Source organism: Arthrobacter sp. Marseille-P9274 (genome assembly GCF_946892675.1).
In the GTDB taxonomy this organism is placed as follows: domain Bacteria; phylum Actinomycetota; class Actinomycetes; order Actinomycetales; family Micrococcaceae; genus Crystallibacter.
Genome location: NZ_CAMPOV010000001.1, coordinates 360619 through 381511, shown reverse-complemented (window position 1 = coordinate 381511; position 20893 = coordinate 360619). Strand labels below are relative to the sequence as shown.

General features: G+C 70.4%; 14 protein-coding genes. 6 read left to right on the top strand and 8 right to left on the bottom strand.

Going from position 1 to position 20893, the window contains the following annotated elements; translation table 11 throughout:
• The first annotated feature begins 25 nt into the window (after window positions 1-25).
• Window positions 26-1909, top strand: coding sequence for an ABC-F family ATP-binding cassette domain-containing protein (locus tag OC550_RS01755; protein ID WP_262103592.1), 1884 nt, complete (start codon window positions 26-28; stop codon window positions 1907-1909).
• A 35-nt stretch (window positions 1910-1944) separates the two neighbouring features.
• Here the strand turns inward: OC550_RS01755 and OC550_RS01750 are convergent, their stop codons facing one another.
• Entirely contained in the window at window positions 1945-2439 is a 495-nt protein-coding gene (locus OC550_RS01750) for a MarR family winged helix-turn-helix transcriptional regulator (RefSeq protein WP_262103591.1), read from the bottom strand.
• A 103-nt stretch (window positions 2440-2542) separates the two neighbouring features.
• Between OC550_RS01750 and OC550_RS01745 the strand changes: the two genes are divergently transcribed.
• Window positions 2543-3121: an NADPH-dependent FMN reductase gene (locus OC550_RS01745; RefSeq protein WP_262103590.1), complete on the top strand. Its 579-nt coding sequence runs from the start codon at window positions 2543-2545 to the stop codon at window positions 3119-3121.
• Between the two features lie 249 nt (window positions 3122-3370).
• On the opposite strand, the gene OC550_RS01740 is transcribed toward OC550_RS01745, so the two are convergent.
• The 7 genes from OC550_RS01740 to OC550_RS01710 all read right to left on the bottom strand — a co-directional run bounded on the left by OC550_RS01740 (window position 3371) and on the right by OC550_RS01710 (window position 11209).
• Window positions 3371-4876 carry an FGGY-family carbohydrate kinase gene (locus OC550_RS01740; RefSeq protein WP_262103589.1) on the bottom strand — a complete coding sequence of 502 codons (1506 nt, stop codon included), beginning with the start codon at window positions 4874-4876 and terminating at the stop codon, window positions 3371-3373.
• Window positions 4876-6132, bottom strand: a complete 1257-nt coding sequence (locus OC550_RS01735) for a sugar ABC transporter permease (RefSeq protein WP_262103588.1) — start codon at window positions 6130-6132, stop codon at window positions 4876-4878. The genes OC550_RS01740 and OC550_RS01735 overlap by 1 nt, the downstream gene beginning before the upstream one ends.
• Window positions 6129-7058 carry an ATP-binding cassette domain-containing protein gene (locus OC550_RS01730; RefSeq protein WP_262106219.1) on the bottom strand — a complete coding sequence of 310 codons (930 nt, stop codon included), beginning with the start codon at window positions 7056-7058 and terminating at the stop codon, window positions 6129-6131. The genes OC550_RS01735 and OC550_RS01730 overlap by 4 nt, the downstream gene beginning before the upstream one ends.
• A gap of 119 nt (window positions 7059-7177) precedes the next feature.
• Entirely contained in the window at window positions 7178-8269 is a 1092-nt protein-coding gene (locus OC550_RS01725) for a sugar ABC transporter substrate-binding protein (RefSeq protein WP_262103587.1), read from the bottom strand.
• A 59-nt stretch (window positions 8270-8328) separates the two neighbouring features.
• Window positions 8329-9339, bottom strand: a complete 1011-nt coding sequence (locus OC550_RS01720; RefSeq protein WP_262103586.1) for an NAD(P)-dependent alcohol dehydrogenase — start codon at window positions 9337-9339, stop codon at window positions 8329-8331.
• Window positions 9340-9911: 572 nt separating this feature from the next.
• The gene (locus OC550_RS01715; RefSeq protein WP_368736940.1) at window positions 9912-10583 is read right to left on the bottom strand and encodes a TetR/AcrR family transcriptional regulator; all 672 of its coding nucleotides are present in this window, start codon (window positions 10581-10583) and stop codon (window positions 9912-9914) included.
• A 128-nt stretch (window positions 10584-10711) separates the two neighbouring features.
• A complete protein-coding gene (locus tag OC550_RS01710) occupies window positions 10712-11209 on the bottom strand; it encodes a hypothetical protein (RefSeq protein ID WP_262103584.1) in 498 nt (165 codons plus the stop codon).
• Window positions 11210-11422: 213 nt separating this feature from the next.
• Here OC550_RS01710 and OC550_RS01705 point away from each other — a divergent pair, with 213 nt between their 5' ends.
• From OC550_RS01705 to OC550_RS01690, 4 genes are all read left to right on the top strand, one after another.
• Window positions 11423-14164, top strand: coding sequence for a helix-turn-helix transcriptional regulator (locus OC550_RS01705; protein ID WP_262103583.1), 2742 nt, complete (start codon window positions 11423-11425; stop codon window positions 14162-14164).
• A 5-nt stretch (window positions 14165-14169) separates the two neighbouring features.
• Entirely contained in the window at window positions 14170-16917 is a 2748-nt protein-coding gene (locus OC550_RS01700) for an AAA family ATPase (protein ID WP_262103582.1), read from the top strand.
• Window positions 16914-17087: a helix-turn-helix transcriptional regulator gene (locus OC550_RS01695; RefSeq protein WP_262103581.1), complete on the top strand. Its 174-nt coding sequence runs from the start codon at window positions 16914-16916 to the stop codon at window positions 17085-17087. The genes OC550_RS01700 and OC550_RS01695 overlap by 4 nt, the downstream gene beginning before the upstream one ends.
• 774 nt (window positions 17088-17861) lie before the next feature.
• On the top strand, window positions 17862-20780 hold the full coding sequence (locus OC550_RS01690; protein ID WP_262103580.1) for an AAA family ATPase: 2919 nt from the start codon (window positions 17862-17864) through the stop codon (window positions 20778-20780).
• The last annotated feature ends 113 nt before the right edge of the window (window positions 20781-20893 follow it).

Genomic DNA, 20893 nt, shown 5'->3' with positions numbered 1-20893 from the left:
CCTGCAACCAACAGAAAGACAGACATTGGCCCACCTGCTCGGCGCTGAGAACATCAGCGTCTCCTACGGCATCCGCACCGTCCTGGACTCGGTCTCCCTTGGCCTGAACGAGGGCGACCGGATCGGCATGGTCGGGCGCAACGGCGACGGCAAATCCACCCTCATGCGCCTGCTGGCATTAAGGATTACGCCGGACGAGGGCCGCGTGACCAAACGCGGCGACGTGAACATCGGCTACCTGGACCAGCAGGACGTACTCGACGGAGACCTGCCCGTCGGCGTCGCGATCGTCGGCGAGGCCGCGGACCACGAATGGGCGGCCAACCCCCGGATCCGCGAAATCATGGCCGGCCTGGTGGAGGACGTGGAGTGGCACGCCAAGGTCTCCTCGCTCTCCGGCGGGCAGCGCCGCCGCGTGGCCCTGGCCAAGCTGCTCATCGAGCCACACGACGTCATCATGCTGGACGAGCCCACCAACCACCTGGACGTCGAAGGCGTGGCCTGGCTGGCCCGGCACCTGAAGGAACGCTGGCGGTCCAACGAGGGCGCCTTCCTGGTGGTCACGCACGACCGCTGGTTCCTCGACGAGGTCTGCACCCGCACCTGGGAGGTTCACGACGGGACTGTGGATCCGTTCGAGGGCGGATACGCCGCGTACGTTTTGGCCCGCGCCGAACGCGACAAGATGGCCGCCGTCGTCGAAAACAAGCGCCAGCAGCTGGTGAAGAAGGAGCTGGCCTGGCTGCGCCGCGGCGCGCCCGCCCGCACCTCCAAGCCGAAGTTCCGGATCGAGGCGGCCAACGAGCTCATCTCCGACGTGCCCGAGCCGCGGGACACGGTGGCGCTAAGCAAGATGGCCACGGCCCGGCTCGGCAAGGACGTCCTCGACCTGGAGAAGGTCAGCTACACCCCGCCGCCCCGCGAGGGGGATGTAAAGAACGACGGCGGTGCGCCCCTGTTCGACAACATCACCCTGCGCCTGGCGCCGGGGGAGCGGCTGGGCCTGGTAGGCGTGAATGGCGCCGGCAAGACGACGCTGCTGCGGCTGCTCAACGGCGAGATCCAGCCGGACTCGGGCAAACTCAAGCGCGGCAAGACGGTCCAGACCGCCATCTTGACCCAGGAAGTCCGGGAGCTCGACGATGTGCTGGACCTGCGCGTCACCGAAGTCATCCAGCGCGAACGGCAGGTCTTCAACGTCGGCGGCCGCGAACTTTCGGCCGGGCAGCTGGTCGAACAGCTGGGGTTCTCCAAGGAGAAGCAGTGGACGCCGGTACGCGACCTCTCCGGCGGCGAGCGGCGGCGGCTTCAGCTGCTGCGCCTGCTGGTCGGCGAGCCCAACGTACTGATGCTCGACGAGCCGACCAATGACCTGGACACCGACACCCTGGCGGCCGTCGAGGACGTGCTGGACGGCTGGCCCGGCACGCTCGTCGTCGTCTCGCACGACCGCTACCTGCTCGAGCGCGTCACCGACCACCAGATGGCGCTGCTCGGCGACGGCAAGCTTCGCGGGCTGCCCGGCGGCGTCGACCAGTACCTGCAGCTGCGCGAAGAGGCGCTCGCTTCGGGGGAGGCCAAGGGAACGACGACGGCGACCGCCGCGGGCTCGGGCCAGGGGCAGTCCGGTGCTGCGGCCGGCGGCTCCCCGGCCCAGCCCGGCGCGAAGTCCGCGCACAGCGAGGCCGAGAAGCGGCAGGCCAAGAAGGACCTGAACCGGATCGAGCGGCAGCTGACCAAGCTCGCCCAGCAGACGGACAAGCTCAAGGAACAGATGAACGACGCCGGCTCCAAGGCGGACGTCGACTTCGAATTGCTGGCGGAGCTGAACGCGAAGCTGCAGGACATCTCATCCGAACAGGAAGAGCTCGAGATGGAGTGGCTCGAGGCCTCCGAGATCCTCGAGTAGGAGCCTCCGGAAGCACCGGCCCGTCTGGCTTTGGGTCAGCCCTTTTGCCCGCCGGGGTTCTGCCAGAGGCCGGCGTCCCGGATCGAGGACTGGATCTTGGCGGCCGCGGAAAAGAGGGCCTCTCGTTCCTCGTCGGTCAACGGGTCGAAGACGTTCTCGCGGACGAAGCGTACGTGGCCGGGGGCGGCCTGCACGATGGCGTCGCGGCCGGCCTTGGTCATCATGATGTTGTAGCCGCGGAGGTCGGAGGGACACTCGGCCCGCGTGACCAGACCCTTGGTCTCCATGCGCTTGAGCAGGTGGGAGAGGCGGCTCCGCTCCCAGTCCAGCTGCCGGGCGAGGTCGCGGGCCCGCAGGACGCCGTCCTCGGCCTCCGACAGGGCAGCGAGGACGGAGTACTCCACGGCGGACAGTTCGGAGTCCCGAATCAGCTGGCGGTCCATGGCGGACTCGAAGCCCCACAGCAACTCTCGCAGGGCACGCCAGATCTCCTGTTCGTGCTCGTTGAGCCAGCGGGTGTCGGAGCTCACGATCGGCCTCCCCTTCTTTATGGTTGACAATTCAAGTTTCCCTCGTGCATGATTGACATGTCAACAAACGACGACGTGTCAACAACCTGAAGGGGTTTACCACATGACCAAGATTGCTATTGTCACCGGCAGCACCCGTCCGGGCCGCAACAACAAGGGCGTAGCCGACTGGGTTCTGTCCCAGACCGCCGGCCGCACCGACGCCGAGTTCGAACTTGTCGACATCGCAGACTTCAACCTCCCGCTCCTGGACGAGGCCTACCCGGCCGCCTACCAGAACTACCAGAATGACCACACTAAGGCATGGTCTGCCAAGATCAGCGAGTTTGACGGCTTCATCTTCGTGACCGCCGAGTACAACCACACGCTGACCCCGGCACTGGCGAACGCCCTGTCCTACCTGAACGTCGAGTTCAACAACAAGGCCGCCGGCATCGTTTCCTACGGCTCCATGGGTGGCGCCCGCGCCGCCGAGCACCTGCGCAATGTGCTCTCCGAGCTGCAGATCGCCCATGTCCGCAACCAGGTCATGTTCTCCCTCTTCACCGACTTCGAGAACTTCTCCGAGTTCAAGCCGACCGAGCAGAACGCCGGCACCCTGGCCCCGATGCTGGATCAGCTCATCCCGTGGTCCCGCGCCATGGAGGCCGTCCGCGCCGAGGCCGCCGTCGCCTCCAACTAAGTTCGAAGCAACTTCAGCGCCGAAGATCCGGCGCACCGCAGGCCCCGATTCCAACCACGTGGTTGGGAACGGGGCCTGCGGCTTTTTCGCGCCCGGGGCAGGCCGGAAATGCCGCGTTTTGGAAATCTGCCGACGAATCGAACCCGCGGCAGAATTCCAAAACGCAGCAGAATCAGGGCTTGGGGGAGCGGCGGGTCTGCCCGTCCGCCGGCAGGCTTGAGGAGACACCGGGGGCGGGGAGCGGCGGGTCTACCCGTCCGCCGGCTCCTGCAGGGCGGCGAGCACGTGCATGTGCTCCCGGTTGGAGGGGTACAGCTGTCCGTAGGTGGCGTACAGCTTCTCGTACAGCGCCGCGGTGGACGGATCCGGCTCGACCGCCGCCGCCGTCCGCGCCCAGTCGGTTTCAGCGGGCACCGCCCCGGTACCGATCGCGGCGAGGAGGGCGTCCCCGTAGCTGGCCCCGATGGTCTGCTCCGGCACGAGCTGTTCGCGCCCGGTGATGCTGCTGACGATCTCCGTCCACAGCCTGGCCTTGGTGCCGCCGCCGACGGCAACGACCCGCCGGATGGGCTCGCCGGCATTCTCGAGGTACTCCAGGATCTGGCGGATGCCGAAGCCGATGCCTTCGTAGGCGGCCCGGAACAGGTGGCCGCGGCCATGCCGCAGCGAGAGCCCGGTGACCAGTCCGCGGGCGTCGGGGTCGAACACGGGCGTCCGCTCGCCGGCGAAATACGGCAGCAGGAGCAGGCCGTCCGAACCGGGCGGCACCGCCGCCGCCTCCGCGACGAGCTGCTCGAACGGGACGTCGTCGAAGAGCCGCTGCAGCCAGGTGGTCAGGCTGCCGGAGGTGGACATTCCGGCGGCCAGCGTCAGGGAGCCCGGGTCCACCCCGGCCGTGGTCCAGAGCTTGGGTTCGGCACGGAACTCCCCGAGGACCTGGACGAAGAACATGGTGGAGCCGTACATCAGCATGAGGTCGCCGGGACGCCGCACGCCGGCGCTGAAGGCCTCGGCCCACGCATCCACCGTGCCCGCGCAGACCGGCACGCCCTCCGGCAGCCCGGTCGCTTCTGCTGCCCGGCGGTGGACGCGGCCGCCGACTTCGGCGGGCCACGCGAGCCGGGGCTGGGGCAGGTGGTCCGCCACCGCGCCGTACCGCTCGTCATGCCAGCGGTTGCCGCGCAGGTCGTACAGGGGATCGCACTGGCTGGCGGTGTGATGGTCCAGGACCAGCTCGCCGGTCAGCTTGGCGAGGATGAAGGAGTTCAGGCTGTGCCAGTTCCGGGCGCGGGCAAAGACCTCCGGTTCCCGGTTGCGCAGCCAGCGGAGCTTCGGCCCCACTGCCTGCGAGGACAGGACCTTCCCCGCATCGCGGAAGATCGCGTCCGCACCGAATTCCTCCGTGAGCTCGCGGATCTCGACAACGGCGCGCGCGTCGATCCCGTACAGGATCGCCGGGCGCAGCGGCACCAGGTCTTCGTCCGTGACGACCAGGCAGGGACCCATCGAGCTGACGCACACGCCGGCGACAGCCCCGGCGTCGTTCCTGGCAAAAAGCTCCCGGCACAGCCGGACCACTTCCGCCCACGCCCCGCCCTCGGCGTCGAACTCGGCCCAGCCGGGCCGCGGGTAGGAGACGTCGTGCGTGACGGTCGCGCTGTCCAGGACTCGCCCGTCGGCATCGGCCAGCACCGCCTTGCTGCTGCCCGTGCCGATGTCGATGCCCAGGAACATGCCGCCCTGACCGCCCGCCACTAGGCGCGGCCGTGCGACGTGCGGGACTTGCGTGAAACGGCGTCGAGGATCACGGCCAGCAGCAGGACCAGGCCGGTGATCATGTAGCGGAAGGACGACTCGAGGTTCAGCAGGGTCAGGCCGCTGGAGATGGACTGGATGACCAGGATGCCCAGCAGTGCCGAGAACGCCGAGCCGCGACCGCCGAACAGGCTGGTCCCGCCGATCACCGCTGCGGCGATGGCGTTCAGGTTGACGTCGCCGGTGCCGCTGCTTTGCGCCGACGCGGCGAGGCGTCCGGCGGCCAGAATCCCGCCGATCGCGGCGAAGCTGGAGCAGAGGACGAAGATTGAGGTGTAGATGCCGTTGACCTTGATGCCGGCCCTGCGGGCCGCCTCCCGGTTGCCGCCGACGGCGTAGACCGACCGGCCCCACCGGGTCCGGGTGAAGGCGTAGTGCATGATCAGCACCAGGGCCGCGAAGAAGACGAACATCCAGCCGACGCCGCGGGCCTGGTTCAGGTACCAGACCGCGAAGAGCAGGATCACGGCCAGCAGGACGGACTGGATCACGACCAGCCGCATCGGCCGTCCGGACAGGCCCGCCTTGACCCGCTGCCGCGACAGCGACAGCTGGCTGAGGAAGAAGCCGGCCACGCCGACGATGGCCAGCACGTAGGACAGCCAGACCGGCACGAACGCCTGCTGGCCGAACCAGACCAGGAAGGAGTCGAACGGCAGGTTGATGGTTCCCTCGACGCCGAGCACGAACAGCTGCAGGCCGAGGAAGCCCAGCAGGCCGGCCAGTGTGATCACGAAGGACGGCACCCCGAACTTGGTGTAGACCTGCGAATAGACCAGCCCGATGGCGGCGCCCGTGGCGATCGCGGCCAGGATCGCCAGCCCGATCGGCCAGTCCTGCTTCACGAAGGTGACGCCGACGATCGCGGCCGACAGGCCGCTGACCGAGCCGACGGAGAGGTCGATCTCGCCGACCAGCAGGACGCAGACGATGCCGAGTGCGATGACGCCGACGGCGGCGCTTTCCAGCAGCAGGTTCACCAGGTTGGCGCTGGAAAGGAAGAAGGGATTGAGCAGCTGGAAGATGGTCCAGATGACCAGCAGCCCGACGACGATGGGCAGCACGCCCAGGTCGCCGCCACGGACCCGGTTGATGCCGACCTTGACCGCGCCCTTGAAGCCCTCGGTGCGGATCAGCCGCTCGTCCTGCAGGTCGGTGGCCACCGGAACGGCCGGGCTGGCTGGATTCGTTGTCATGGTACGGTCCCTTCTTCCGGTGCTGCCCCGGGGCCCGATTGCCCTGTGTTGCCGGCCTGTCCGGGCGGGAGGCCGCCCCCGCCGGGCCCTTGCCCGCCTTGCCCTTGCCCGCCCGGGCCCTCCTCCTGCGCGTCGGCCGCGTCGGCCGCGGCTGCAGAGCCTGCCGCGGCTCCCATGCCTGCCGCCGCCCCGGTCTGCGCGGCCCGCTGTGTCACGACATTGTCGGTGGCGCCGGTGATGGCGGCGATCAGGTCGTCGGCGGACACGTCCTTCATCCGGAACGTGCCGTTGTTCTTGCCCAGCCGCAGCACCGCCACGCGGTCCGAGACGGCCTGCACGTCCTGCATGTTGTGGCTGATCATGATGACCGCGAGGCCGTTTTCACGCAGCCGCTCCACCAGGTTCAGCACCTCGGCCGTCTGGGCCACGCCGAGCGCCGCCGTGGGCTCGTCCAGGATGATGAGCTTGGGGCTGCCGAGCAGCGACCGGGCGATCGCGACGGTCTGCCGCTGCCCGCCGGAGAGGGAGGCGACAGCGATCCGGACCGACGGAATCTTCGCCGAGAGCTGGCGCAGCAGCTTCCAGGACTGGACCTCCATCTCCACCTCGTTCAGCCGCCACGGTGCCAGTTCCCGGCCGAGGAAGAGGTTGTCCACGACGGTGAGGTTGTCGCAGAGGGCCAGGTCCTGGAAAACCGTGGCGATGCCCAGCTGGATGGAGTCCACCGGCGAGTGGATCGTCACGTCCTTGCCGTCGAAGTTCACGGTCCCGGCGTCCTGCGGATGCACGCCGGCCAGGATCTTGACCAGGGTCGACTTCCCGGCGCCGTTGTCGCCGACCAGCGCGACGACCTCGCCGGCGTGGACGTCCAGGTCGATGTCGGTCAGGGCGGCAACCGCACCGAAGTGCTTGCTCACGCCCCGCATGGATAGCACCGGCGCGGTTGCCTCCGGCCGTTCCGCTGACAGAGTGGACACTGCCTTCCCCTTCCCGTAACGACGGCGGTGCCGCGGTGTGCGCGGCACCGCCGCCGGCCGCGGCTGAACTACTTGATGTCGAGCTCGTCGCAGCCCTTCTTGTATTCGCCGGTGCAGACTTCCGACGCCTCGTAGATGCCGCTGTCGAAAATCACTTCCTTGACGTTCTCCTTGGTGACTACGGTCGGCACGAACAGCGCGGACGGGGTGTCGAAGAGCGTCGCGTCGGCCTCCGGGGTCTCGCCCCTGAGCAGCTGGACCGCCACCTCCGCCGACTTCTCCGCGACGATCTTGATCGGCTTGGAGATGGTGTTGTACTGGTCGCCGCTGATGATGCGCTGGATGGCGGCGACCTCGGCGTCGTTGCCAGTGACCGGCGGGAAGGGGGTGACACCGGCGGCCTTCAGGGCGGCGATGGAGCCGCCCGCGGTGCCGTCGTTGGCGGCCACGATGCCGGTAATCTTGTCGCCGAACTGGGTGATCTGACCGGCGACCCAGTCCTGGGCCTTCGAGGGCTGCCACTCCGGCGTGTCATAGGATGCCAGCACCTCGTGCTCGCTCGCATCGACGGCTTCGTTGGCGCCTTCCTTGATCAGCTGCGCCGCGCGGTCAGTGGGGGAGCCGTTGACCATCAGCACGCCGCCGGTCGTGTCTCCGTCGGCGTCGAGCTTCTCGACCAGGTCCGTGGCGATGAGGTTGCCGATTTTCTTATTGTCGAACGAGACGTAGAAGTCGGCCGGCGTGTCCGGGACCGGCCGGTCGTAGGTGACGACCTTGATGCCCTGGCCCTTGGCGGTGCTGACCAGCGAGGCTGCTGCGGTGCTGTCCACCGCATCCAGCACCAGGACCTTGACGCCTTGGGTGATCATGGCGTTGGCCTGCTGCTGCTGCTTGTTCGCGTCGCCGTCAGCGTTCTGGTAGAGCACCTCGCAGTCGCTGCAGAGCTCTTCGACCTTGGCCTTGAAGAGCGGGCTGTCCTGCTGCTCGTAGCGGGTGGAAGCCCGGTCCGGCATCAGGAACGCGATCTTGCCCGAGGCTTCGCCGCCCCCGCCGCCCTCGGTGCCGCCCTCACCACCGCCGCCGTTACCGCAGGCGGTCATGCCGGCGGCCAGAAACAGGGCGGTGGTGAGGCCCAGGATTCCCCGTAGGTGCTTCTTCATTGGAACTCCTCTTTGCTGGTGGTTGCCCCGTTGCCGTTCGTTGCGTCGGCGCCTCGCGGTCACAGCCGCTGGGGGTAGATCATCGCCTTAAGCGATTCGGGCTCGGTTGTGGTGTTTTCCAGGGCGGCCGCCGTCCGGGACAGCGGGAAGCTGTGCGTGACCAGGCCCTCCAGATTGATCCGGCCGGAGGAAACCAGGTCGATGCCCAGCGGCCAGGTGTTGTTGTACCGGTTCACCATCGAAATGGTGATCTCTTTCCAATTGAGCATCGACAGCGGCAGCGGTACCTCATCGGTCTTGGCCAGCCCGACGACGGCGGCCCGACCCGCCTCGTGCAGCCGTCCGAGGGCGGAGGCGAGGACGCCGTTGGCCCCCGAGCACTCCAGCAGCACGTCGAAGGTCCTCGAGGCCGGGGCATCGCTCTTCTCCACGCCGAACCCGTGCTCGCGGGCGATGCCGAGCCGGTAGTCGGAGATGTCCGTGAGCGTGACGCTGCCGGCGCCGAGGGCCCGCGCCGCCTCGGCGGCGAGCAGGCCGACCGGCCCGGCCCCGGTGACCAGCACGTCGTCGCCCGGCCGGAGGTTCGCACGCTGGCAGCCCCACAGTCCCACGGACAGCGGCTCGATCAGCGCGCCGTCCTCGTAGCTCATCGAGTCCGGGATCGGGAAGTAGCAGCGGGCATCCATGGCCAGGTACTGCAGGAGCGCGCCGTCGTAGGGCGGCGTCGCCAGGAACTCCAGGTCGGGACAGAGGTGGTAGCGTCCGGCTCGGCACTGGTCGCAGGTGCGGTCCGGTGTGCCCGGCTCGACGGCCACCCGGTCGCCGACGCGGACATTGCCGACTCCATCACCGACGGCCACCACCTGGCCGGAGACCTCGTGGCCCAGAATGAAGGGGCCGTCGACGACGAACGGGCCGATTTTCCCGTAGCGGTAGTACGCGACGTCCGAGCCGCAGACTCCCACGGCTTCCACTCTGATCACGGCCTGGCCCGGAGCGGGTTCGGGCACGGGGCGCTCTTGAATTTCGATGCTGTTCAGACCGGTCATGACTGCGGCGGCGTTGCCCATCCAGGACTCCTCATCGAGCCGTCACGGAACCTGGCGGTCCCGCCTGCACGTGTGATTCAGCGCACATGCACACGCATATGCTAACCCCGCAGCAGGGCCGCGGCTATATAACACCGCAGGTCAAAGTTCCGCGGGGCGGAGGAAGGGCTGAGGCGGCCGGGCGGAGCAAGGTTTTCCAAGGTGCGGTTCGGGAGCATGGCGGTGAGGGGCCGGCGGCGGCAGGCGCCGCGGGCGGCCACGCCGGGCGGGGCTGTGGAAACATTCCCGCGGTTTCGCGCGAAGGCCGGTACGCTCGGGGGCAGGGGAAGGGCGGCGCGGCGCCGCGTTTCCCGGGGGAATACTATGGGGAGGACGGGGTTATGCAGGTTGACTCGCGTGAAAGGGTCGAGTTCCAGGTGAGTGAGCGTCAGGAAGCACGACGGCGGCTGGTGCTGGCCGTGGGCGTCGTGCTGATTGTGTTCGGGGCGGCCGCCCTGACGTGGGGCATTATTCTCGCCCTGACCTGATGTGCTAAGGCCGGTTCCGCCGGCGGACGCCGTAACAGGTCTGGCCTGTTACGGCCCTGCGGGTGATTACTCGCCGACGCCGAGCAGGTAGGAGGCGATGGCTTCGCGGAAGATGGACACCCTGCGTGTCCGGGCGGCCGGTTCCTGGTGGTCGGGCTCCAGCAGGCTGCGGAAGGCCAGGCCTTCGACCAGCGCCGTGAAGCCCTTGGCCAGCATGTCCGGCTCGGCCGACCCGAGGGCGTCGAACAACTCGCGCATCTGCCGCTGGGAGACCAGGACGTCGGAAATGATGCCGGCGAACTCCTCGCGCTCGGACAGTTCGAGGGTGAGGGCGATGCGTGCCTTAATGTGGTGCGGCCGCGTGCTGAGCTGGATGTTCAGGTAATGCGCGATGTGCGAGGCGATGTCTTCAATGTCTCCGCCGCCGTGGATCGCATTCGGCACCTCGAGGGTGGCCTTCTCGTAGTCCGCGGCTGAACGCGTGCGCAGGTAGCGGACGATGGCTTCCAGTAGTTCGTCCCGGGTCCGGTAGTAGTAGCTGGTGGATCCGGTCGGCAGGTCCAGATGCGTGTCGATGGCGCGGTGGGTCAGGGAGCGCAGGCCTTCATGGGCGATGATTGCAGTCGCGGCCTCGGCGATCAGGGTGCGCCGTTCCGTGCGCTGCTCCGGCTCCGGGGAAGCGGGAACGGGGACCGGGGCGGCGGCATGCGCCTGGGCAGCGGACAATAAGGGTTCCACGGACAAGTGTTCTCCTGATGGTGCGGGCATCTTCGATCAACTCTACCGCTGTAGAGTATCGTGTTTGCGCAGGCAGCCAAGCCCTCCCGCGGCAAAACGGCCGGTCAGCGGGCCAATTATGGCGAACCTCACGGCCGTCCTCCCAAAGCGGCGAGCTCCTCCACGATGCTGGTCCCGTGTTCCGGCCTGGACTCCCACTGCCACGTTTCGCGGAACTGGACCCGTCCGTCGTCGAGCACGGCGATGCGGGTTTCGCAGACGCCGCTGGCCGTCTGCAGGTCGATGTTCAGGTGCGAGTAGCGGAAGCTCATCCGGTCGCCGCTACGGGTGCCGACCAGGTAGCCGCGCACGACGGCGCCTCCGGAGTACTCCGCCCAGATGACCTTGCCGTCCTGGTGGTAGTGGAAGACAGTGGTGGCGCCGACCTCTCCGGAGGCGGTGTTGGCCACGGGTGCGAACTGCTTGCCGTCGATGACGGCGGCGGCCGCGGCCGGGTCCGCGAGCGGCTCTCCCGGCTCCGCCGGGTCAGGATTCCCGAGCGGCTCGACTGGCTCCGCCGCGGCCGGGTCCGACGGGTCGGCAATTTCGCGTTCGTTCACAGTGGTCGGTGAGACTGGATCAGACATGCGCCCAGCCTATGGTCCAAAACCGGCGGTTGTGAACTAGAGGCGGCACGCGCGGGCTCCCCAAACGTGGATTGCCGTGTCACTATAGCGTTACAGCTTTAAGCAGACCACTGGCCAGTTCGGGGCGGGGTCAGTATGCTAGCGCGCAGATGCAACAGCGCCGACGTTGGGGAATGTGTGGCAGGTGTGAGCAGTGAACCAGTTCAAAGATCCGTGGACAGCCGTGCCTTGGGGGTGCCGGCGGATACCGCCGCGCATGTAGGTGCCACCGGCAGGGGCCAGGGAGCGGCCCGGCCGCGGGGCGTTTTCATCGGCCGCTCAGAAGAGCTCGACGGCGTTTCGGCTGCCCTGCGCGACCCGGCCCGGCTGGGCGCCCTGTTGCTCGGCGGTGCCGGCATCGGCAAGACGGTGCTGGCCCTCGAAGCGGTGCAGGCCGTCCAGGAGACCCACCATATAGTGCACGTCCGCGGCAGCGCCGTATCGTCGAAGCTGCCCTACGGCGCGCTCGGCTACCTGCTCAGTGAACTGCCGGAACGCGCGCTGGAGCACCCGGTACTGGCCTACCAGGGGCTGGCGCGGCTGCTGCGCCGGAAGGCCGCGGGCCGCGCGGTGCTGCTGCTGGTGGACAACGCCCATGAACTGGATGCGATGTCGGTGACGGCGGTGATCCAGCTGGCGCTCTCGGGCCAGGCCCGGCTGCTAGTGCTGGCCCGCGGGCTCACCGGCGCGGCCGAGGAGTTCGTGCAGTTGTGGTCGGACGGGCGGCTGAAACGTTTCGACCTGGCGGCGTTCACTCCGGAGGAGGCGGAAACCTTCGCGTCCTGCCTGCTCGGCGGCATGGTCTCGCGCAGCGCCGCCGAGGAGCTGTGGGCCCAGACCGCGGGGAGCCCCCTGTACCTGCGCCTGCTGGTCCGCGAACAACGCGAGGCAGGGTCGCTGGTCCTGCAGGACGGCGTGTGGGACCTGGTCGCGCCGGTGGTGCGTTCGGGCGAGATCGCCGACGTGGTCCGCGCGCAGGTGGCCCGGCTGCATCCCGGCCAGCGCAGGATCATCGAGTTGCTGGCCTTCGCCGGCGAGCTGCCCCTGGAGGTGCTGCTGCGGCTATCCGATCCCTTCGAGCTGGACCGGCTGGAGGAGGACGGGCACCTGCGCGTCCTGCCCAGCATCCCGCCGGTGGTCCAGCTGAACCAGCGGCTGATGGCGGAAGTGGTCCGCGAATCCGTGCCGCCGGCCCGTAGCCGGCAGCTGTGGGAGGCGCTCGCCGCCGTCGTTAGTGACGTGGAGATTCCCGCCGGAACGCTGCTGGGTTTCGCGGCGTGGAGCATCGCGTGCGGGGTGCCGTTGGCGGCTCCGACGGCGCTGCGGGCCGCCCGCCGCGCCCGGCACCTGCAGGATCCCGCCACCGCCCTGCGGTTCGTGCGCAGCGTGCCCGGCTACGGCCTGGATCCGGAACTGGTGCTGGAGGAAGCGTCCGCCCTGCACGCGCTGGGACGGCTCGACGAAGCCGCGGCCGTGCTCGAGGCCGCCCAGCCGCGGGCCGTGGCGGACCTGCGGCTGTGGGTGCGCCTGGGCGTGGAACGACACCGCGTGCTGCGCCGGCTGCCGGGCCGGGGACGGGAGGCGGCGGACGCCGTCGTCGCCATTCGCCGGGCCGTGGCCGCCGCGCCGGGGAACAACGACGGCGGTGCCGCACTGGCCTGGGAGGCCGTGCTGCTCGAGGCGGAGTTCGCAGCGTTCGAGGGCCGGCACGCGCAGTTCCCGCGGGAGCTGGAGGACCTCTACGGTAACGAATCGCTGCCCCTGGGCATGCGGCTCTACGCCGGCTGCCTGCTGGCCGAGGCGTGGGCGCTGACCGGCCGCTGCGGGGACGCCCTTGCCATCGTCGCCTGGCTGGAGGCCGGCGCCGGCAACCCCTCGCTTTCGCCGTCGATGCGCGACACGGTGCTGGTCCGGATATTCGAGGTCCTGCTCGCCAGCGGGCAGTGGCGGCGCTGCCGGGAGCTGCTGGCCCCGCAGCGGAGTGCCGGCCGGGTCGGCGCGGCCCGCGGCACGGCCGGGGAACTGGCGGCCGGGCTGCTGCACGCCGCCTGCGGGCATCCGGACGAGGCGCTGGAGCTGCTGCTGCCGGCGTTGGCCAAGCTGAAGCGGCGGGATCCCGCGGGGACCGCACCCCTCGCGCTGGCCGCGGCGGCCTATGCCAGTGCGCTCCAAGGGGACGCCGGGCGGGCCGAGCGCTGCCTGCACGAGCTGGAGTGCTCGGAGCAGGAGCTCGCGTGGAGCATCCGCTCGTGGACCCGGTATTTCGAGGTGCTGGCGCGGGCGGCGCTCGCGGGCTTCGGTGTGGTGGGGGAACGCCCCCGCCAGGCCAAGGCAACCGAGGCCGCCGGCGCCGGACGGTTCACGGCCACACTGCTGGCGGAGGCCGAACACGCCTCCCGGCTCGGCCTCCCCGCCTCCAGCGGCGCGTTCCTGACCGCGGCCGCCCGGCTCGGGGACGCCGAGGCCGTGGCGCGGCTGCTCGCGGAAGGCCCGCGGGACTGCGGGCCGGCGGGCGAATTGGGCGAGCTGTTCGCGGCAGGACTCGTGGGGAACGACGGCGCCGCGCTGCTGCAGGCGGCGCGGCTCGCCTCCGCGGAGGGAAACGACCTGTTCGCCTGCGAGGCGGCCGGCGCGGCCCAGCTGTTCGCGGCCGACCAGCTGGCCGCACGGCAGGCGCGGGAGCTGGCCAACTCCAGCTTCCGCCGGCTCCGCCCGGAGCACGGACTGCGCCGCCGGTTCGCCATGCTGGGCCGGTTCGAGCAGGAGCTGACCGTTGCGGCCGCGGGTGGCAAAAGCAGTTCCGAGCTGGCCAAGGAGCTCAACCTCTCGCCGCGCACCATCGACTGGCACCTGGGCAAGATCTACGTGAAGCTGCACGTTTCCAGCCGCGCCGAACTCGCAGAGTTGTTGACGTAGGCGTTATGGAGGGATTCGGGGGACTCTCTCTGGTAGGTCGGGACGCTGACGTCCGGGCCGTCGTCGACGCGGTCACCGAGACCGGCGGGGCGCTGCTGGTGGCGGACCAGGGCCTGGGCAAGAGCGCGGTGTCCAAGGCCGTGCTGGCAGAGCTGGGTGACGGCGTCATCCCGCTGTGGATCCACGCGAGCCCGACGCTGTCCCGGGTACCGTTTGGGGCGCTGGCGCCGTACCTGGCCTCGCTACAGGAAGACCAGACCAACTCGGTGCTGGCCGCGATGCGCTCCGTGCTGGCGCACATCAACGCCCTGGCGCCGGGGCAGACGCCGGTGCTGCTGGTGATCGACGACGCGCATGACCTGGACGAGTCCAGCACCATGCTGGCCGCGCAGCTGGTCGCCTCCGGGGCGGTGAAGCTGCTGGCGATGAGCCGGACGCTACCGGCGGTGCCCCCGGAGCTGGAGTCGCTCGCCTCGGACGGCCTGATCGTACGCCGGACGCTCCAGCCGCTGGACTCGGGCGCGGCCCTCGAACTTTGCCGGCAGGCCCTGGGCGGGCAAATCCTGCCGTGCCTGAGCGAATCACTGGTTGCGGCCTCCGCCGGAAACCCGATGTTCATGCTGGCGCTGCTTGCCCAGGAACGCCGCGACGGAACGCTGGTGGAACGCAACGGCGTGTGGCTGCTTACCGGGGAACCGCCGCGGCCGGACCGGCGGTTGACCGACCTGATCAAGGGGCACTTCAGCGGCTGCACGCCGGAGCAGCGGCAGGTGCTGGAGACGGTGGCGCTGGCCGACCCGATCCCGCTTCGGCTGCTGCTGGAATCGGCAGACGGCGGGCTGGTCGATGCGCTCGTGGAGTCGCGGCTGGTGACCGTCGGCGACGACGCGGAGCGGCTGGTCCGGGTGGCGCACCCGCTGTATGGGCAGGTGCTGCGGGCGATGGTACCGGCGGCCCGGAGCCTGCGGCTGCGGCGGCAGCTGGCCCGCCGCCTGTCTTCCGGCCGGCCCACCCTCCAGTCGCTGCTGCGGCAGGTCGACTGGTCGCTCGAGTGCGGCCTCCCGGTCCCGGCGAGCCGGCTGGTGGAGGCGGCGCGGCTGGCCAACGGGCTGTTCAACTCGCGCTTCGCCCTCCGCGCCGCCGGCGCCGTCCCGCCCGGCCCCTACCGGGGCGCGGCGCAGGTGGAAACGGCCTGGGCGCACTACCACAACGGCGAATTCACCCGGGCGGAAGAACTGCTCGCCGGGGTGCTCCAGCGCGCCAGGGACCTGGGGACGGCGAAGTCGGCGGCGGTGCTCAGCGCGCAGCTGCTGCGGTTCCGGCGCGGAGGGGCCGCCGAGCTGGACGGCCTGGCCGGCCAGTGGTCGGCCACCCTGGACCGGCTGGAAGCCGAACACCCGCGCCTGGCCGGGACACCCGCCGTCGTACATTCCCGCACCGGCTGCCGGCTGCTGCGGATCCGCGGAATGATCGACGACGGGCAGCTGGCCAGCGCCGAAACGGAACTGCTGCAGGTGCTGGACCGCCCGGGGCCTGACCCCGAGATCGAGCTCGTGGCGCGGACGCTGCTGGCGGAGGTCTTCGGTGCCACCGGCCGGCTGCTCTCCGGGGCCGCCCTGACCCGGCGCGGGCTGGAGCTGCTGCACGCGCATGAGGGCGCGCTGCTCGGGTACTACGAATTCGTGCTGGTCCCGCATGTGACCGCGCTGCTGCGGCTGGGGGAGTACGACGACGCCACCCGCGAGCTGGAACGTTACGCCGGCACTGGACTGCGCGGCCTCTTCTACTTCAGCGGCACGGTCGCCCTGGCCTCGGCCGCGCTGGAGATTCTGCAGTCCAGGCCGATGCCGGGACTGGGACTGCTGGCCGCGGCGGTCGAGGGCCTGCGCCAGCTCGATCTTGAGCACCTGCTGCCGCTGGCCTTCGCCGCCGGCGCCCACACCGCCGCTGCCGCAGGACTGAACGAGCTGGCGGAGGAGTACCTGGCGAACTACGCGGAGGTCGCGGACCAGCCGCGGCAGCGGGTGCGCCTGATGTGCGACGGGCTTGCGGCGGCGGGCAGGATCCGGTTGCGGCAAGAGCCAGCTGAGCTGGACCGGCTGTTCGACCTCGTCGAGGACGCCAGGCGGCGCGGCTACTTCAGCGAGGAGCTGGACCTGAGGGTGCTGGCGCTGCGGCTGGGCAGCCTGCGCGGACTCGACCAGCTGGTCAAGCTGGCCGAGTTCACCGAGGGAGCGGCCGCGGGACAGCTGACCGTGCTGGTGCGTGCCCTGCGTGACGAGGACATGCCCGCCCTGCTGCGGATTATCGGCGGCGCCGCGTCCCGCCCGTCGCTGCACGCGGCGCTGCTGAACCTGCGCCCGCCGGTGCTGGCGGGCGAGGATTCCGGGGGGACTTCGAGCCAGCGGGAGTTCCTGGCGCAGGCCATGCGGCAGCTGCAGAAGGCCCTGCCGCCGGAGCCGGACGCAGGTCCGGCCGGTGTTGTGGCGGCAGGCGGAAGGATGGCGCGGCGAAAGCTGCTGGCGGCGGTGCTGCGGGAGCCGGCGCGGCGGGAGCCGGGGCCGCCTGGGCAGGACGGTCCGGGCCGGGGCGGCGGATGGCCGGTGCAGGGCGCACCGGGGTTGCCGGGGCGGGCGGCGCGGGGCGTCCTGCGACCGTGCGTTCGGGGGCATTGCGGGGACTGCGGCCGCAGCCACGGAACCATGGCCGCCGGGACCAAAGTGGACGTGCCCCACGCCCGCCCGTCAAGTTGACCCGGCGCGAGCACGAAATCGGCACGCTGGTGCTGGAAGGAATGCAAAACGCCGACATCGCCGAGCAGTTGGACCTCTCCGTGCGGACCGTGGAGGGGCACATCTACCGGATGTTCGCCAAGCTGCACATCCGCAGCCGGGACGAACTCGATGCGGCCCATCTGGGCTGAGGGGCCCGGCGGCCCGTGCTGCCCGCCGGACCGCAGGTATCCCTCCGAGTACAAGCCCGCGGCGGCATCCGGGTTTTTGCAAGAAGCGCCGAGTACGATGCTTCCATCGGTTCCGAGGACCGGTAGGTCATACGCAAGACGCGGTGCCGTGCCGGTTCTAGGCTCGAAACACAGAGCTTTAGCTAACGGGGTCGTACGATGCTGAGCAACCACTCGCACCCACAACAGCCACCATCCACGCCGCCCGGCCTGCCACCGGTTCTCCTTCCGGCGGGCGGTCGGGTTCAGGCCTCTCCCGAAAAACCGGCGCAGCGGCCCGGATCCTCACGCCCTTATGCGCGTCGGATCCGGAACCTCGCCGCGATGGCCCCGTCCAACCCCGGAGCCCGGGACGGGGCCATCGGCCGGTTCCAGGAGGACCAGCTTTTTCACTTAGCACGCCGGCTCCCGCGTGCGGATAACAGGATGTCGGACCGGCCGCGGGAATGCGTCCCGCGGGCCGGCAGCACGCGGAACACGCCGAGCGGACGGGAACGGCAAACCGCCGCCGCTGCGGCGTGTTCCGGCAACGCGGCCATCGCGGCACGGCGGCAGCAGTCCATCCGCACGGCGGGGCAGTTGCTGCGGAACTATCGGAAACTGCAGGCTGGACCGCCGGTTTCTCCGGCCGGCTCTTCCGCCTGGATCCGGGGGAGGCACGCCGTCCGCCGCACGGCTTCATAAACGACGACGGCGGGCGGCCGCACCTTCGAAGGGGAACGTTGGGGAATCATCATGGGGGAGCACATCCTGCATGCTCGCGCCGCCATCGAGCTGGCCGCGAGCCTGCACAACAACGCTGTCCGGGGCGCACTGATCGTGGGGACACCCGGGGCGGGCAAGACAACCCTGCTGCAGGACATGGCCGGGCAGCTGGCCGGCGAGTTCCGGTTCATCCGCCTGACCTGCGCCCCGGTGGCGGAGCCGGCGTCGGCTGGCCCGTCAGGTCCGGCAAAAACGGCACCTGCACCCGCACACGGGCACGCACCTGCCCTGGCCCCGCCGTCGTTCGGCACGCTGGCCCCGCTGCTCGGGGACCGGAAGCCGGCGCGCGCTATGCCCTCGCTTGCGGTGCTGCGGCAGATGCTCACGCACCTGTCCGGGCTGCCGCAGGCGCCGGTGCTGGTGGCCGACGATGCGGCAGAGCTCGACGAGGGAAGCGCCGAGCTGCTGGCCGGGCTGGCCGGCAGCGGCGCGGTCCAGATCCTGCTGTCGGCCCGGCCGGGCGTTCAACTGCACGACGGGCTGGCGGAACTGGCGAACGAGGGGCTGCTCAGCCGCCACACGCTCGGTCCGCTCGACCAGCGGGAGGCGCTGGCGCTGTGCCGGCAGGTCCTCGGCGGACCGGTGCTGCCGGCCGTCGCGCTGCTGTTGTCCCGTTCCGCCGGCGGTTCGCCACGGAACCTGGTGGCGCTGCTCGATGAAAGCCGGCGGCAGCACCGCCTGGTGGAACGGGACGGCTGCTGGCTGCCCGCCGGAGTGCTGCCGGAGTCCGGGGAGGTGCTGCAGGACGTGTTGCGCCGGGAGCTGGAGCGGCTGACCAGTGCCCAGTGCCGCGCCGTCTATACGGTAGCGTTGGCTGGCCCGCTGCGGCTGCCGCTGCTGGCCAGGATTGCCGGGCCTCGGTTGTTCGAGACGCTGCAGGCCCGAGGCGTCCTGGATTTCGAGCCGGCGGACGACGATGCGCAGCTGGCGCGGGGACCGGCGGTGCGGTTGGCGCCGGCGTTCCCGGCGCCGCCGCTGCGCCGGATCGTCCCCTCCGACCTGAGCCGGGAGCTCTTCGAGCGGTATTCCGCGGCGGTCTCGGCGTCCCCGGAATGGGCGGCGGAGGGCGTCGGCCCGGCCCGTTGGGCGTTGGATCTTCACCTGACGCTGCCGGACCCAGCGCTGGTCGAGACGGCACGGCAGGCCAACCGGAGCCGCGACACGGCGCTGGCGTTGCGGAGTGCCGCGCTGGTGTCGGCGCCGGAGCTGAGGCCGGCCGCCGAGGTCGAGATTGTCCGGCTCTACCTCCGCCGGGGCTACGCGGGCCGGGCGGCCCTGCGGCTGGCAGGCGTGCTGGCGCGGGCAACGGAGCCGGAGCTGCTCCGCCAGGCGGCGCTGCTGGGCCAGGAAGCCGTGGTGCGCAGCGGCGGGGGCACCGCCGAGCTGGATCGGTTGGACCATGCATGGGCCCGCGCGGCGGCCCGCACGCCCGAGCTGCGCGGGGAGCGCCGCATCGGACGGCTTCTGCGCCACCATGCCATGCAGTTGGAGGGGCGCTTCGCGGAGAGCATCCCCGGGCTGCGGCAGCTGACCGCGGAAACCAACGACGACGGCGACCCGGTACTGGTCGCCCGCACGCTGCTCGCCGAAGCCGAGCTCGCTGTCGGCAGCCCCTCCGACGCAGCCGGGCTGGCCGCGGAGACCCTCCAGCGGCTCCAGGCGCCGGCCGGGACGGAGGCCATCCTGCACAACTCGCTGGCGCTGCGGAACATCAGGTGCCTGGTTCAGGCCGGGCACCTGGCGGCGGCCGCCGCGCAGCTGGACCGATTCGAGCACCAGCGCATGGAGTCGTTGGTGGTCTTCGGCGGCACGGTGGAATTCCTGCGCGCCTGGATCGTGTTCAGGCAGGGCCGGCTGCACGAGGCACTCCAGATGCTGACCGCCGTCGTCCAGGCCCTGCGGCTGCAGGATCCCCACCAGCTGCTGCAGTATGCGTTGGGACTGACCGCCGACGCGGCCGGGCAGCTGGACGAACCGGACATCCTGGCGGCCAGCTCCGAGGCGTTCCGCGATCTGCTCATGCACGGCCGCCGGAACATCCACGCGGCGATGCCGGTGACGGCCCGGGCCCGGATCATTGCCGCCGGTGCCGCGGCGGGTGTTCCGTTCGCACTCGGAGCCGTGCCGGCCGCCCCACCCGCCAACGGGAGCACGCTCGAGGTGGAGCCCGCCTCCCGAGGGGAGCTGGCCGTACTGGCCGCCGCACTGGCCGGCGCCGGACGGATCACCGAAGAGGCCGAGGTCCAGCTGCTGCGCCTTCGGCTGGACGATTCGGATGCGCTGCAGCGGCTGCGGGACCTTACCGCTGGGGCAGGCGGTACGGAGCGGGATCTCCTGCACGTCCTTGCCGAGGCCCTGCTGGCGAAGGATGCCGAGGCGCTGCTGGCGATGGCTCGAGCGGCCGCGGCTGCCGGCTACCTGCTGCTGGCGGCAGAGGCGGCCCGGCACGCAGCCCGGCTGCTGGCTGGGCAGGGGATGGGCGGCCGCTACCGGGATGCGGTGCGGCTGCTGCAGAAACTGCGCCGGCAGCTGCCGGGGGTGGTTTCGTCACTGCAGTTGGATGAGCTCCACGCCCCCGGCCAGCTCACCATCCGGGAAGGTGCCGTGGCCATGCTCGCGGCGTGCGGGCTCCGCGGCCCCGACATCGCCCAACAGCTCGGCAGCCCGGTTCGGACCGTGGAAGGCCACCTCTACCGCATCTACGACAAGCTGCGCGTCCATAGCCGCTCCGAGCTCGCCGCCGCCCTCAGGGAACCGACGCCGGCGTTCGCGGCGGCCGCCGGCCCGGCCCTGGCCGAGCCCGCCTTCACCGAACGTCCGGCCGCGCTTCCGGCAGCCGTCGGCCACGCCACGCCGGAGCCCGCCCGCGCAGTCTCCGGGGCGAGGTAGGTACCGGATGGACAGGACCGGTAGGCCTTACTCAAGCGACGTCACGGCTGCGTTCGTAAGCTGGACACGTCATCCCGTCCTGTTCGCCCCGACCCGTCGGGTCAAGCAGGCCC